This is a genomic window from Njordella aestuarii, from assembly GCF_056494165.1.
Window position 1 is genome coordinate 3,508,847 of sequence record NZ_CM151397.1, and the last position, 16,051, is coordinate 3,524,897.

The window sequence follows — 16,051 nt, forward strand, 5'->3', positions numbered from 1 at the left end:
GAAAGTTGGCAATGACGGAACGACGCTACCAAACAATTCAGCCGACCTCCCCTCATTCGATCTACCGGAGCGCCATTCGGGCGACCATTGTTGGTCTAGTTACCAATGTGACGCTTGGTGCGGCCAAATTCGTTGGCGGAATCCTTGGTGGATCGATCGCGCTGATATCCGACGCTGTTAACTCGCTGGGCGATGCCCTCACATCGATCGCAACACTAGTCGCATTGGTTTATTCGCAGCGTCCGCCTGATGAATTGCATCCTTACGGTCATACTCGAGCTGAATCGGTCGCTGCGTCACACGTTTCCCTCGTGATTATATTGACCGCATTGTATGTCGGCTGGGAAGCGATTTCGAATATCAAAAACGCACATGGAATACCTCCTGTTTGGACTTTGTGGCTCGCTGGTGCCAATGTCATTATCAAAGAGTCGCTCTACTACTACACGCGACGAATAGGATTGCAGACAGGTTCGTCAGTAATTATTGCGAACGCATGGGATCACCGGAGCGACGCGCTTTGTTCGATGGCCGTTGTCATAGGTCTCGCAGTCGTTCGCTATGCTGGTCCGAGCTTCATTTGGGCTGACGAAGCCGCAGCAATCGTAGTAGCGGGCGTGATACTTTGGTCAGGCAGTCTGCTCTTCCGCAACAGTGCAAGTGAACTATTGGATCCACAAGCTGACCCTGAATATGTTAGCCAATTGCGAAAGGTCGCCGAGGAAACAGAAGGGGTCCGGGCAGTTGAGAAGCTTTGGGTACGAAAGACTGGTATTGAGTATTTTGTCGATATTCATGTTCAAGTCGACGGCCATAGCAGTGTCGAAGAAGGCCATGTAATCGCACACGAAGTCCGGAATCGCTTAGTTCATCAATTCCCAACGGTGCGAGACGTCTTAACGCATCTCGAACCGTTTAACGCATCGGAATAGAAGCACGTGCCATCCGACTAATTCAGAATTATCTGCGCAAAATAAAGGGGAGCGTAGACACGCACCCCCTTGAAATTTGACTCGCAAAGTAAAACTATTGCTGCTGCAACGTTCGCTTAGCTCGTCGGCGTTTAACAGCGTAGCCACATGCAGCAACCAAGCTCAGTACGGCCATCGAGCCTGGTTCCGGAACCGCAGTAGCAGAGCCGACAGCGAACCTGAAGGTTCCTTCGCTGCTATAGTCAAATCCACCGATAGTCGCCATCCCTTGAATTGTCAGATCGTAAACCCCTGCTTCGGTAAAGCCCCAGTTAAAGTGTGAATGGGAGCCAACAAGCTGAAACTCGTTAGAAACACTTGGGTCAACGGTAGACCAACGTGCGATTGGAGTAGCTCCCCATTCCCACAACGAAAATTCTCCTGGCCCACTAAATCCATTTAATGCGAAACGTACGTTGCTGGCACCGACCAAATCGGCTCGAGATAAACCCAGATCTGGGATCCCTAGGCTGTCAGCGCCGGTCTGAGGCAGATGCCAAAACTGTTCATCCGCCCCCAGCCCTAAAAATGGCAGTGCAAAGTTAAAGGAGTTGATTGCTGCGTCGGAAACGCGAACGTAGGCTTCGTCAGGTTCAAAATGCGTATCTTCACCAAAATGATAATGGATTTCAAATTCTCCCTCGTGAAATTCGAGGCCAATATCACCATGCCCGGACGTGTATTCGAAAATGTCCGCATAGAGAGCTGGCGACTGTGTAACACCTGTAAGTAGGAAGCACACGAGTAAAAAGTAGAGCCGTCTATTCATTCTATTACCTTTATTTAAATACGAGTACGTGGAAAGTTATTGTCTAATTTCGTCATCGCCATCGTTTCGGCTTCCCATCGACCACCACGTTGGAAGGTCAATAGAGTTCGCAATAAAGCGAATGCTTCCGTCGGCCATCGCAACGTTCAAACCATCAATGTGATGGCTGCTTGGTGTTACGATATTGTTTCCATCAAATTCGCCACCATAAATATGGCAACTTCGAGCTCCTGGCGGCATAACGTGCATGTAAGTGTTGCTGACGAACGTCCACCCAGAAATCCAGGAATGCCCCTGCCTGATGCTATACTTTGGATCACCATGAGTTACTCCTGCGCATGCATCTACCCAACGATCAAGCGGACGAGTCGTAACGGAGCCACCGCAAAACGATTGCATACTTTCCGGGACTCCCTCGGGCATCAGTTCTCCACCCCAATAAGTGGTAACTGGCTTGGCCGAATTAATCACTCGTTCGGAAAGAATCGCTGTGTTTGATGCACCGTCCAAGAAATCCTCAAAGCCTACCAGCGGCGTTTGCCACTGACTTTGTACAGCAGGATTGCTCAAGCCAATTGCCCCGTTTTGTTGGCGGGCAACACGCTTTCCAGGCAGCGACGCATTCTTTGGCCATCCAACGTTTGCCACATAACTAGCCGGTGCATATCGCTCGGCTCCATTACGTTGCACCTTTTTCGCAGGCTCCGAAGGGCAAAGGTAAACTGGCACTAATGTCTTTGCTGCGGCCGCATTCGGATGCGTCGGAGGAAGGCTATAAATCGAATAGTCATCGGTCGCCGAGTAGTGTCCCTTTGCAGCTAACGGTAGATCAAAGTCGATCTGGTCGTGCAGAGGTCGCTGATCAACAAACGGAAGTAGCAAAGCCATCCAGCTGTAGAAACCGCTTCCGGAATTTCCTTCCGCGTCTCCGCAACCTGTATAGTTAGTGGGAAACGATTTGTACGCTTCGTGATATGTTTGCAGCGCGACGCCCATCTGGCGAAGATTGCTAGTGCAATTTGCACGGCGAGCCGCCTCACGCGCTTGCTGGATTGCCGGAAGCAACAGTGCTGCGAGCATTCCAATAATGGCGATACATACCAACAATTCCACCAGAGTGAACGCTCGTCGATTGATAATCGTGGTTCGCATCTGAACAAATCCCTTATGGCAAACATTACTGGTCAGTGGGGATTAAATTGAGGAGCCCCGCCATACTCGAAAGAACCGATTCAGTTTGGTCGGACCTTCAACCGGAGCGCCGCGCATGGCGGAGCATATCCTCAAATAATCTGCAAGCATTGGTAGAGCAACTCACCCGGAGAGCTCAACCGTTAAACTTTTCCAACAGAGGCGGCATTAGCAGTCGCAGAATCATCTAGACTGCCCAATGCAACCTGTGATTCGTTAACTGCGATTCGTTAACTACGAAACGCCGCACGAAGAATTTGAAGATGGCGGTCCGCGCAGATGCGGAAGAATAAAACGCTCATCGGAGAGCAAGTCGATTTGAACTTCGGCAGTACCATACGTCCGAAGTATCGCAGACGGGATGACAACGAGCGTTATTACAACGCCATTCGGTGCCGCCAGTGAATGGCATACCGCACAATCATCGTGCGAGCCATGCTCCGGTTGAGGACGTGTCGAATCGTCTCGTGAATCGCTCTTCGCTCCATCCGACGTATCACCGACAGTATGTTCGCAGTGACAACACGCGTGAGTGGATTGGGTCGCTTCCGCCTCAGCATCTTGATGGCAGGTTGCGACGTGCAACATCGCTGGCATCTGTCCCGTTAGCAGGACAGCGCTTAGCACCAAAACGATTGCAGGTCGAACCACGCGAAACATAGCCGTTTCGTACAAAGACGTTCAAAAATGACAATTGGCCCGACCAAGGACTCTCTGCATATGTTGTGCATTTAAGGGGCTCATGTCAACTGCCATCGCAAAAAATATGCAATTCTGCTGGTTAAACAAGTAAACACCAGGTCGTTTTTCAAGCAATTCCGCATACTTTGACCTGCCGGACGTAACGGCGTCGAAGCCCGAGAATAGAATTTCCCATAAGCATTACCCCGCGCGTCCAAATGTCCACTTCACCCGGAACTAGTACTCAGCACGATGAATTCCATAATAAAGTCCCTGGCGATTGCCGCTTGCACGCTCGCCACTTTAACTTGTAGCGTGCATGGACAAAATCAGATCTACTGCAACCCGATGGATCTTGATTATGGCTACTGTCCGATCCCGGACTTCGTTTTGCAAGGGAAGCATCGAACGACAGCAGATCCAGTGATCGTGAGTTTTCGGGGTGATTACTACCTTTTTTCTACCAACCAATGGGGATATTGGTGGAGCGAAAACTTAGTCGAATGGAACTTCGTGCCTAGAAAATTCTTGAAGCCGCACCACAAAGTCTACGATGAATTGTGTGCTCCGGCGGCTTGGGTCATGAATGATACGCTGTACGTTTTGGGTTCCACTTATACAACCGACTTTCCGATTTGGAAAAGCACGAATCCACGAATTGATGATTGGACTGAAGCGATTTCGGAATTTCCCGTTGGCGCGTGGGATCCAGCTTTCTTCCACGACGACGATGGAAAGTTATACTTATACCACGGGTCAAGTAATACTTTCCCGCTGTATTGCCAAGAGATTGACGCGAGCTCACTTCTGCCAAACACGCGGTTCCGCGAACTCTTTACGCTGCAAGATAATCGACATGGCTGGGAACGCTTTGGCGAAGCTCACGATAATACCTTCCTAAAGCCATTTCTCGAGGGCGCCTGGATGACTAAGAATTCGGGCAAGTATTACTTACAATATTCTGCGCCCGGGACCGAGTTTAGCGGCTACGCCGATGGGGTTTACGTAAGTAGTTCTCCGACTGGCCCTTTTGAGTATCAGCAGCACAATCCATTCAGCCTCAAACAAGGTGGCTTTATCAACGGGGCTGGCCATGGTTCAACTTTTCAAGATAACAGCATGAACTGGTGGCATGTTGCCACGTCAACGATCTGCGTCAAGAACAACTTTGAACGCCGGCTTTCGTTGTTCCCGACCTACTTCGATTCCGACGGAACGATGTACAGTGACACGGCGTATGGCGACTATCCCACTAAGCTCACAGGAGTCGACAGCCTTTTACCGAACACTCGTCGCACTGGCTGGATGTTGCTCAACTACGCCAAGCCGGTAAAGGCATCTTCTACGTACGGCGCATTTCAAGCGAATTTCGCAGTCGATGAAGACATCAAAACGTATTGGTCTGCCGAATCAGACGCGTCCGACGAATGGCTGGAAAGTGATCTTGGCGAAATTTCAAACGTCTATGCAGTGCAGATCAACTATGCTGACCAAGATGCTGAAATTATGGGCAAGCAGCCAGGACTTTACCACGCGTTTCGTTTGATGAGCTCCATTGATGGTCACACCTGGACTGTACTCAGCGACCAATCAACTCGGCGCAAGGACACTCCGCATGCACTGATAGTGCTCGAAGCTCCGGTGCAAGCGCGATTCGTGCGATTGGTAAACGAACATGTGCCGACCGGTAAGTTTGCTATCAGCGGTCTACGCATCTTCGGTTTGGCCGACAAGCCGAAGCCAAAGCAAGTTGAGCGGTTTGTAGTGCTGCGAGGCGATTCGGAGAAGCGCAATGCGTGGCTAAAGTGGTCCGTCGATCCTAACGCTACTGGCTATACCGTTCGTTGGGGAGTCTTGCCGGATAAGTTATACAGCAGCCAAATGATCTATGGTGCGTCCGAGACGTACATCCGCACTTTGGATCGTGATGAGACGTACTATTTTCAGATTGAAGCATTTAACGAAGCAGGCATCGGTCCGTTATTGGATAGGCCGATCGAAGCCCGGTAGAGGTAGGGACGTGCGCAAAGCTATCCAGACGCAACGCACAAGCGCGTCGTAGCTGGCTTCGCCTAGAAGCCGGTAGCGTGTTTGAGAGCTTTGCCATTTCGCCACGAGCACTGCTGGACAAGCCAGCAGTGGCACCCTTTTCAGGGACCGGTTCGTAGTACCGCCTTCAGGCGGAAGCACGCGCAACCAAGCGCATCGTAGCTGGCTTCGCCTAGAAGCCGGGGGCGTGTTTGAAAGCATTGCTGTTGCGCCACGAGCACTGCTGGACAAGCCAGCAGTGGCACCCTTTTCAGGAAGTCGTACCACCTTTTCAGGAAGTCGTACCACCTTTACAGGAAGTCGTCTTAACTTCACCCGCGTTCTAGGCGAACGCAGCTACGGGAAGAGCGCGTGAGCTTCATTCTTCGCCGTCGCACTATTGCAACTCCTAAAGCTCCGACGCCTAGGACCATGACGCTGGCAGGCTCTGGTACGGCCGCAACGGAAATTGAAGCTGATGCCCCCGAGAACGAAATCGGGACTGTACTCGCATCAAAAAAGGAAGGCGTTAAGGCATCTAAGGAAACTTGGAAAAACCCTTCACCAACCGCGTCGATGTCAACGGTCCCCAACAACCAAGTGTTGCTCCCAAGATCTCGAGGGTTCGGGCCCCCCGCCCCATTGTCGGTGAGATCGAATAAGAAAAGCTCGCTTGAATTTATGACGGTCGATGTGGGGTTCGACACCGACGTCGCAAAACTTCGATTCGCGAATACGTAGCGGCTGTCGAGCAGATGCGACTCTTGCTGATTTGCGGAGAATCGCAGCCCAGCGCCACCATCAATCCGAAGAACAATCGAGAACGAATCCAATGCGTCATTCGCATTGGACGAAATGAAGATATCTAACGTCGCCGATGATCCGCTTTGCAGCGTTGCACTCGACGGTTCGATCGATGTGATTATTCCGCCCTGAACAACTCCACATAGTGAATAAGCGAAGACCATGCATGCAATTGACTTTTGCAATCGTGAGAACAAATAAATGCACACAATAAAATCCCTGGGGAATAAAATTCAGAGTTATCACATTAATTAGGCGTCCACCGTTTTGCAACAGCGTCCAAGAGCTCGACGTCTTCTCCACGCGACGACGCCTGCACAAGTTGCCATCAGGCACATTGCTGACGGTTCGGGCACGGCAGAAACGCTGATGGAAAGCGGGCTAGCAGCGATCGTTTCAAGGTTTGCGTTGGTGAACGATGGTGTAATGAGCAGCGTAAAATCGCCTTCGGCAATAGCGTCCACCACAAACTGGCCAAGCAAGCGTTGGGTGCCCGTAAATGGAAATGGATTGCTCAAACCAGGATTCGGAATTCCGCTTTGATCGTCCGAAAAATCTCCTAGTACTAACGATGCGCCTGAAAACGTGACTGCAGGCAGATTTGTCGCGACGTTACCGCTACGACCGAAGAACATATAATCTGGATTAGAGAGAAACGAACTACTTTGCGAGTTTGCAAAAGTAGCACTCGAACCAACGGTGTCGATTACCAGTGAGAATCCATCCAATTGATCGCTAGCGCTGGAGCCATAAATACTATAGGTCGCACTTTGCCCTGCCACTAAAGTTTGCGGGCCGTCGAAACTCAGTACGAGATCAGCTCGAATCTCACCGGCTCCGCTAACTAAGAATACGAACGCGGCGAACGATGCTACCATTTTTGTGAACACTTGAGTTCTCATATAAAATTTACCTTTGCTATGTTGTGAATTAATTATTTTTGAAGATTGAGTTCGAATTGAGCTAAACTTATCGGGAGGCCAATTCCCCGGTTGTTCTGAGCGAGCTCAATCAACGCCCAGAGGAACCATTGTGCGGCACTGCGTTAGTCATCTAACCAGAGGCTACTTCCGAGCTGACGATTGAGCGATCTTGATGAAAGCACAAAGTCCACGCTATTGACAACTCCGTCGCCGTTGACGTCTCCGTCAAGCGATTGGGTTGCTTGAGCTCGCATGACTCGCAAACGATCAAGACCATCGACGCGACGGTTTCCATCCATATCGCCAAGCAATCGATAGAAGTGCTTGTACGTGTCGATAGTTCCGTCACCGTCAATGTCGACGCCGATGCGGTAATACCCGTCTCCGGCGACGGTGTTCCGGTTGCCACCGATGCCCTGGATGCCGAAATCCAGTCGCAAGCGATCGCCGTCAACAATTGCGGAGTACTCAGACGAGGCCAAAGCAACGCCGTTTTCACCATTCAGATTAAACTTGGTGACCTGCACGCGGCCTGCATGCAGCAGATCTGCTAATCCGTCCTCTTGGCCGAAGACAAGATCGACGTTGCGAACAAACGAACGCTGGGATTGTCCGTTTTGGACGTCAAGTGAATCAACCGAGTTTCCAACTTGGAAGAAGTAGGTCACGTCCTCGCTTTCAATCACATCACCATCGGCCAATGTACCTATCGCTTGGAAGGTGACTTGATAGAACCCCATCTTGGTAAATCCAAGGTTGTAGTGAGCATGGCTGTTTTCAAGCAGCGTCAGCATGTCTGTTTCCGTGATACCATCAAACGTGGCCATGGCGACTTCGGGACCAGTTCCAGTTGAATTCCAGATCGAGAAGTGCCCAGGACCGCTGACTGACTTCAGTTTCAGGTTCAGCGAGCCACCTAGCAGAGTTCCATCGTCGATCTCTTCCGTTCCGAAGCCCAAGAACAGCAGATTTGGACTTTCTGATGGCGGCAGAATGAACATAGATTCGCCCTCAGTCGCGCCCGTGAACGCAAAAGCGGAGTCCGCTGGCCGAAGTGTGACCGCTTCCATCCCTACGTATAGCAGTGCTTCGTCGGCATGATACTCAATGTCGTTCTCTCCATCGTGCACATGCAGATCCCACTCGGGATCTTCATGCTCAACCTCTTCGTCTCCGAGCTCTTCTCCATGTTCATCATGATCATGAGCCCCCAGAGCCGCACCAATATCCGCGTGTCCTTCAGACAGGGTCACCTCAAAGTCTGGCAGATCTGCTCCAGTGATGGTTACCGTCGCTGTCGTAAAGCCTCCACGTTCATTCGTTAGGCGATAGACGAAGCTGTCTGTGCCGTCGAACGATGCTGAAGGCACGTACGTGTAAGCACCATTCGGTTCCAGGGTCAGCGTTCCTTTGGTTGTTGTGCTATCAAGCGTTAGCACATAGTCACCAACGCCTTCGTGCCACTCGTCGTTCAGCGTAACATTCCCATGCAACGTGCCGGATCCATAAATCGTCACCGCATCATCAACAGCTCCCAACGTGTCGACATTGAAGACCATCGTGAAGATGCCGCTCTCGACGTAGGTGTCGACGATCGGATCCAAAGCACTGTTAGCGTTGCTGTCAAGGTAGCCACTGATAACAACATCGACCTCGTAGATGCCGGGTTTGCTAAATGCAATGGAGCGGTGGAAGTGTGTGCGATACAACCAGAAATTATCGGTTTCAGAAATCCCGTCGCTCGTCGCCATCCAGACAGTCGGCGTTGATCCCGAATAGAGCGAGAAGTCACCGCCGCTGCTGCTTCGCATATCCACCATCTGCACTTTCACGTATTCACGAAGAGTCGACGATGTGATGCGTGGATCCGATGGGCGATAGCGAGCAAATGCACCTGCCTCCAAGCTATCGCCGCTCAACCCGAGGTAAGGTTGCCCAGGCACATTCGTGCTCGGTAGGACGTAGAACAAATCGCCAGCACCAACTCCGGTGAAGTCATAGTTTGGAGTTGCGGGGCGACTTACAAGCGTGGAAGAATCGGCATATGTATAAACTTCGTTGCTGTTGTAGGTCGTTTCTGGAAGCACGCCTGAATCAGCATGCAATAAATATTGAAACTCTCCGTCATTGTAAACAGGCCGATAATCAGCATGTCCATCGGTGAAGTAAACATCAATTTCTCCCAGCGGCTGCTTTCGTACCGTGTAGACTTCGCCGCCAGCGTATCCCTTGCCAAGCACATCGCCATTGAAGTCAAGGATGTTCGCTGAGTCTGGCACGTTCAACCCCAGCGTTCCGCTGCCAGTGCCCGTCGATACGGTAACTTCATAGAGGCTTCCAGAGCCCGTCACCGAGTCAATGGCCACACCACTCAAGTCGCCCGCACTGGTCACCAGATCAAAGTCGCTGACATGGACGCCAGTGACGTCTTCGGTGAATTGCACTTGGAAACGAACCGTCGCTGCGTCTGTTGACCGGGCATCCAGCCGAGTGATACCAGCCACCAGCGGACCAGCTCCGTTAACAATTACACCATCGAACGTTTCATTCGGGAATTCAAGAACAGCTTGGCCACCGACGGGATCAGTCAGCGTTCCACCGTTCAACTGAATAACGTTGCTCGCCAGTTGGACGCCGTCCAAGTCCACGTCGGTGTTCGTCACCAGGTAACGGAACTTAAGCGTTGGCGTGTCTGAACCACTGAGGTAATTCGCGTAGACCGTGTTGGAACCGACTTGCAATGCAATCCGTGGGGAGCCGGTTACCGCGACGGGGAAACCAAAGAAGATATCCACATCAATCGGGTCACTAGTAACGCGGGTGCGTGCTGCCGGCGGGATCAACACCATCGGGTTCTCGCCGGTCTTGTTAATGTAAACTCTGACAGCTGAAGGAGCGGTAGTGCCTGGACTCCCTGTCGTCAGTAGGTCTAGATGACTATCTGCATCGAGATCTGCGAGGTGGATGCTCCAGACGTTGCCTTCGTTGGGATGAATGAGGATCGTTGCACCGAACGTTCCACCACCGAGACCGGGGCTCCATACTGATGAGAACCTGCCTCCCACAATGGCCCCAGCCGCAATATCCGGGATCCCGTCGCCGTTGATGTCTCCGACTGTGATCGAGTTTAGTTGCGTGTTGGTCGGCAGAACGATCACACGAGAACCGAATGTGCCATCGGCCAACTGCGGATAGTACCCGGCACGACTTCCAACAACGGATTCGCCAGTGATGACATCCAGCCGCCCGTCGCCGTTCAAATCGGCAAGCGCGTGTACGTCAGGGAAAATGCCTGTCGTCTTATTTTGAGGTGCACCAAAGACGGCGTTTCCGTCGTTAGAAAACACGGAGAAGTAAGCATTCGGATTGTTGGCGCGGTTGCCCACGACAATGTCCAGGTCGCCATCGTTGTTCAAGTCGCCGAGCTGTATGCCGGATATGCTGTTCAACGAGGCAGGCAGCACCATTTCAGCCCCGAGTTCTCCGCTGGGCTGTTGCAATGCATAGGCCACGGACGTGCCCTGGTTATAAACGAGATCGGGACGACCGTCTCCGTTCAGGTCACCCGAATCCACTTCGAAACCAGCGGAAAGGCCGCTTTTCAGCACGACTCGTGTGAATGAGGCGGTTCCGTTGTTGCGGAAGAGTGTCACTGCCCCGGAGCCTGGCACGGTGGTTGCGCCAGACTGAATAAATTCAAGAGCCACAAAGTCCATGTCGCCGTCAACATCATAGTCAACTGCCACAATTCCCTGAGCACTCAAGCCGGTTCCCGCATTCACACTCTGCTCTGGCAGGAAACTGCCATCGCCAACCCCTTGGCGATACCCAAGTGCGTCGGCTCCGGAACCGGCAACGATCAGGTCTAGCTTGCCATCACCATTGAAATCAGCCAGTTGAGACTGAAATCCAGGAACTCCCAAACCAGCATCGAGGAAATTCGGCATCGTGAACGGGACAACACGGTTGGCAGCTACAGTGATCGACACCGTCGCGGTCGTGAAACCTCCGCGTTCATTGGTCAGTCGATAGATAAAGCTGTCCGGACCAACGAAGCCGGCGTTTGGTTCGTAGGTGAACGAACCGTTTGCTTGAAGCGTGAGAGTTCCGTTAGCAGGCTCGGTTTCGACGGAAGCAGTGTAGTCGCCCATCGCTTCGTGCCAATCATCGTTCAGCGATACGTTGCCACTAAGGGTATTCCCCTCGACGACGGTGAAGGAATCACTGACAGCGCCCAGCGTATCGACGTGGAAGACCATCGTCTTGATGCCGCTCTCGACGTACACGTCCGATGCGTCTAGCGCATTGTTGGCGTTGCTGTCTAAATAGCCGCTGATGACGACATCGATCTCATACGTGCCCGGCTTGCTGAATGCAATGTTGCGATGAAAGTGCGTGTTGAAGAACCAGAGACTGTCCGTACTATCAATTCCGTCGCTAGTTGCCATCCAAACGCGAGGGTTACCGCTGACAATTTGGTAAACAGAGAAGTCACCGTCGCTGCTGCTGCGCATCCCGACCATCTCGACCTTCACGTATTCACGATGTACCGAGGAAGTGATTCTGGGGTCGCTTGGCCTGTAGTCAGCGAACACGCCTTGGACAAGACTGTCGCCGCTGAAACCAAGGAATGGCAGCGATGGGTTTTGCCCGCTGGGAAGGATGTAGAGCGGCTCTCCTGCATCGACGCCAAGGAAGTTGTAAGTCGTTGCAGTTGGCCGACCCGCTATGGCGTTGGAGTCAAGATATGTAATGACCTCATCGCTGCTAAGAACCTGACCGTCTCCTGCCCAATCGTACGCGAACTCACCATTGTTGAACTTGGGCCGGTAATCGGCGTGTCCGTCAGTGTAGTAAAGATCGATGTCGCCGATCGGCTGCTGGCGTACTGTGTAGACTTGGCCGCCTGGATAGCCCTTGGCCAACACGTCGTTATTGAGACTGGCGATGCTGGCGGACTCGTTGACACTCAAGCCAAGCGTCCCGCTTCCGGTTCCGGTGGAAATGACCACTTCGTACAGGCTGCCTGAACCGGTTACAGTGGTGACGGCAGCACCAGTTAGATTCCCTTCTGTCATCCGCACCGCGAAGTCGTCGATGTTAACACCGGTGACGTCCTCAGAGAACTGCACAGAGAACCGCACTGTGTTTGATTCGGTGGGAGTTACATCCAAGCGACTAATCATCTGAACCAACGGCCCACGAGCGTTGACGATCACACCGTCGAATGGCGTGTTCGGGAACTCCAGTTCCGCATTGCCGCCCGTCACGTAGGTCAGCGTGCCGCCGTTGACATCGACGAAGTTGCTCGCCAGTTGAACGCCGTCCAGGTCAAGGTCTGAAGCCTGAACTGTGTAGCGGAAGGTGAGAGTCGGTCCTCCCGCGCCGCTAACGTATTCGGCGTAAACCGTGTTGCCGCCCAGATCTAAGGCGACCCGCGGCGTGCCGGTCACATCAACGGGGTAGCCGAAATGAACTCGAAACTCGATCGATTCGCCGCCGATGCGAGTGCGGGGCGCAGGCGGGACTAATTCCATCGGGTTTTCACCCGTCTTGTTGATCAGAACGCTAAGGGTGCCAGGTCCATAGAAACTACTCCCAGCCATCAAGATGTCCGGATGCGAGTCACCATCCAGATCCACCACGTGCGGAGCAACGCCAACGTTGGCACCGAGTGGGATTGCGCTCCCAAATGAACCTGCTCCCAGGCCTGGAAGCCACATCAGCCCATCGAAATTGGTTGCCAGGATGTCGACTATTCCGTCCTCGTTGAGGTCTGCGACGCGAATACCTTGGTTGTAGTCAACGCCATGTAAACCCTCGGGTTCACCGAAGCTTCCGTCGGCTTGCTGTGGAAGGTAGAAGTACGGACTGTCTTCGAACCCGTCGACGAGCAACAGGTCAAGCTGGCCGTCACCATCCATATCGACAACTTGTACCAAATCCGGAAACGCGGTCGGACTGAATGCAACCGGCGGATCAAATGTCCCGTTGCCGTTTCCGAAGTAGATGCGCAGTTCGTTTACTTCCGCCTCGGGACTGTACGAGCCCTCCTTCCCAATAATGTCGAGGCTTCCATCGCCGTCCACGTCTTCAGCGAGCAGTTTGCCATAAATATGGTTGGTCGACAGTGTGTTCACCGCTCCGAGTTCGCCGGTTTCTGTCTGTAGTGCGAAATTGACCGAACCATCCTCGATGTATTCCGGATCTTCGACAAACCGGTAATCGCTCCAGGCGACGTCGAGCCGTCCATCATTGTTGAAGTCTCCGACGGCGGCACCCCGCATTAAATTGAAGCCGGTCTTTAGCACGGTGCGCGTGAACGCCCCCGTTCCGTCGTTGCGGTAAAGGACTAACGATCCGTCATAGCCCCCTTCTGATTCGGTGCTTTCGCCGACAATCACATCCAGGTCGCCATCGCCGTCGAAGTCGGCGGCAACTGGAACACCAGCGACAACGCCCGCGGCATCGTTTACGGCGACGCTAGGCAAGAAGCCGCCGTCAACGGCCCCTTCAAAGTAGCCAAGTACGCTGGTCCCGTATGTGATAGCGTCGACGGAGCTGTCTCCGTTGAAGTCTCCCGTGATCAGGTTGTTTCCGCCGATCGACGTCCCACCGTGGAACGACGCCACACCAAACGGCACAGGTGGAATGGCGGCCACATCCACCGTTACCGTCGCTGTCGCTGTCCCGCCATGTTCATCGGTGATTGTGTAGGTAAACGAATCGATGCCGCTGAAAAGCGCGTTGGGAGTGTACTGAATCGCAGCTCCATCCTCGATGATTTCGACAAGCCCCTGACCGTCACTAGATACAGTCGTAATGCGAAGATCTTCGTTGAAGTCGGGAGACGATGAATCATTGGCCAGTGCATCAATTACGACTGCGCCCGAGCCAGCGGTCGCCGCCGCCGAATCATCTCTCGCAGTGGGAGGAGTCTCACGCAAGGGTAACCCTTGAATCGTATCGACGTCGAAATACATCGTGTTGACAGGACTAGCAATCTCCGTCATCACGCCTTCGACGAGTGCGAATGCTGTTGCACGCACATCGATTTCGTAGCGACCAGCACGCGTAAAGGCAAAATTCATATGCGCATGCGTGCCCGGAGTGATCCAGAAAGTATCGCTTACGTTGCTCCCATGCGTTAGGTCTTCCGACTGACTTATGCCATCGATGGTATCCCAAAACACCACTGGCCCAACCAGTCCATATTGAAAGGCTGAAAACTGAGCGTCTGCCGGCATTCTGGCTCCGACCATTTCGATCCGGATCCATCGTGCATTAGCCGTCGCTCGTGGATCACCAATGGGCGAATACGCTTGAACCGCAGAAGACGGTATGCCCTCCGTCGATATTCCAGGCCAAGCAATGTCTCCATCGTTGCTTTGCGGCAGAATCCAGATTGGCGTACCGAGCGGTTCGCCTAGAAACGAATATTGATTCGCATCAAGCGACGTGGGGAAACTTTCAATGCTGTCGGGATTGGCCAACACCACGAGTTCATCCCAGTCCGCAGTGACCGTTCCACCGTCAAAGTCAATTTGGGATTCCATGAACCATTCACCATTCTGCAGCGAGAATCGAAAATCGTTGTGGGAAGATTCATTGACCAAATGTTCTCCGACGGTCAGATTAACTGCAGCGGTGGTGGCATAACCATTTGAAAGATCGGTGATTGTGTAAGTAAACGAATCTTCACCAAGATAACCTGACGAAGGCGTGTACCTGAGCGACTGGCCATTGTTTACTATCTCAACCGAACCAGAAATCGCCGGCGAAACCGAAGTTATAACTAGCGATCCAGGCTGAGCGGCCGGTGTATCATTGCGCAGGACATCAAGCGTACTCGTTGAATCAGCAACCACGAACAAACTGTCAGCAGCCGCGCGGGGACGAACAACAACCGACACGTCGCGCGTGGTCGTGAGCCCATTCCCATCGCTTACGGCAAGCTGAATGGTCGCCTCCCCATACTCACCAGCATTCGGATTGAGACGAATAGTACGATTTGCCCCCGACCCGCCGAGCCGAATGCGAGACGAAGACGACGTTCCAATCGAAGCAAAAAGCTCTGTGTTCGTATTGGTAACGTTCGCAGGTCCATGAATCAAGCCAGTTACTGGAGTCTCCAAATCCCCTAGAGTGTAATTGAATGTTACGCTCGTACCTGCAATCATCTCGATATTGCCATTGGCGTCGATACTTACGCCGGGAGCAGGTATACTCAAGCTCAGTTGTGAGATAGTAGGTGGCTCGTTCACTTCTCCAGAACTCAGTGCCATCACAAATTCGCTAGTCGAAGCCGCCATCGGTGCTGCTGAAGAATCCTCCAACGCCGAATTGATAACGCAGCCATGCGGTAGAATGCTGATCAAGTCAGCAGCCATCAGTCGCCGACTCTCAAGTTGCTCAACTGTAATCCCCTTGCGACTTTTGCGAGTCGAATTTTTATGACGCTGAGAACTTGTAGATCTAGGTGAGCGAAAGATTTTTTCAAGTGACGACAATCTCATGAGAGGATACTTCCAACAATTTTTAGTATTTGAACTTCAGAATTATATTTAGAACTCGCTCGCAAACGTGAGCGATGCAAATATTCAAAGCAGCATTCGCGAGCGCGAGCAGGACCGCTTATACGCATGTGCGAACAACAGGGGGGGCCGCGAACAATTCGCGTCGTA

General features: G+C 52.5%; 8 protein-coding genes. 2 read left to right on the top strand and 6 right to left on the bottom strand.

Features of this window, described 5'->3' with window-relative positions:
- Positions 1-11 precede the first annotated feature (11 nt).
- Positions 12-932 carry a cation diffusion facilitator family transporter gene (locus SH451x_RS14095; RefSeq protein WP_479357620.1) on the top strand — a complete coding sequence of 307 codons (921 nt, stop codon included), beginning with the start codon at positions 12-14 and terminating at the stop codon, positions 930-932.
- A 94-nt stretch (positions 933-1,026) separates the two neighbouring features.
- Here the strand turns inward: SH451x_RS14095 and SH451x_RS14100 are convergent, their stop codons facing one another.
- The 3 genes from SH451x_RS14100 to SH451x_RS14110 all read right to left on the bottom strand — a co-directional run bounded on the left by SH451x_RS14100 (position 1,027) and on the right by SH451x_RS14110 (position 3,591).
- The gene (locus SH451x_RS14100; RefSeq protein WP_479357621.1) at positions 1,027-1,740 is read right to left on the bottom strand and encodes a choice-of-anchor M domain-containing protein; all 714 of its coding nucleotides are present in this window, start codon (positions 1,738-1,740) and stop codon (positions 1,027-1,029) included.
- Between the two features lie 36 nt (positions 1,741-1,776).
- Complete coding sequence (locus SH451x_RS14105) at positions 1,777-2,892, bottom strand: DUF1559 family PulG-like putative transporter (protein ID WP_479357622.1); 1,116 nt, start codon at positions 2,890-2,892, stop codon at positions 1,777-1,779.
- A gap of 273 nt (positions 2,893-3,165) precedes the next feature.
- Complete coding sequence (locus SH451x_RS14110) at positions 3,166-3,591, bottom strand: DUF2946 family protein (protein WP_479357623.1); 426 nt, start codon at positions 3,589-3,591, stop codon at positions 3,166-3,168.
- 273 nt (positions 3,592-3,864) lie between these two features.
- Between SH451x_RS14110 and SH451x_RS14115 the strand changes: the two genes are divergently transcribed.
- Positions 3,865-5,622, top strand: a complete 1,758-nt coding sequence (locus tag SH451x_RS14115; RefSeq protein WP_479357624.1) for a family 43 glycosylhydrolase — start codon at positions 3,865-3,867, stop codon at positions 5,620-5,622.
- Positions 5,623-5,972: 350 nt separating this feature from the next.
- Here SH451x_RS14115 and SH451x_RS14120 read toward each other — a convergent pair whose 3' ends face one another.
- From SH451x_RS14120 to SH451x_RS14130, 3 genes are all read right to left on the bottom strand, one after another.
- A complete protein-coding gene (locus SH451x_RS14120; protein WP_479357625.1) occupies positions 5,973-6,653 on the bottom strand; it encodes a PEP-CTERM sorting domain-containing protein in 681 nt (226 codons plus the stop codon).
- 42 nt (positions 6,654-6,695) lie between these two features.
- Complete coding sequence (locus tag SH451x_RS14125) at positions 6,696-7,346, bottom strand: PEP-CTERM sorting domain-containing protein (protein ID WP_479357626.1); 651 nt, start codon at positions 7,344-7,346, stop codon at positions 6,696-6,698.
- 143 nt (positions 7,347-7,489) lie between these two features.
- Complete coding sequence (locus SH451x_RS14130) at positions 7,490-15,883, bottom strand: choice-of-anchor M domain-containing protein (protein WP_479357627.1); 8,394 nt, start codon at positions 15,881-15,883, stop codon at positions 7,490-7,492.
- Between the last annotated feature and the right edge of the window lie 168 nt (positions 15,884-16,051).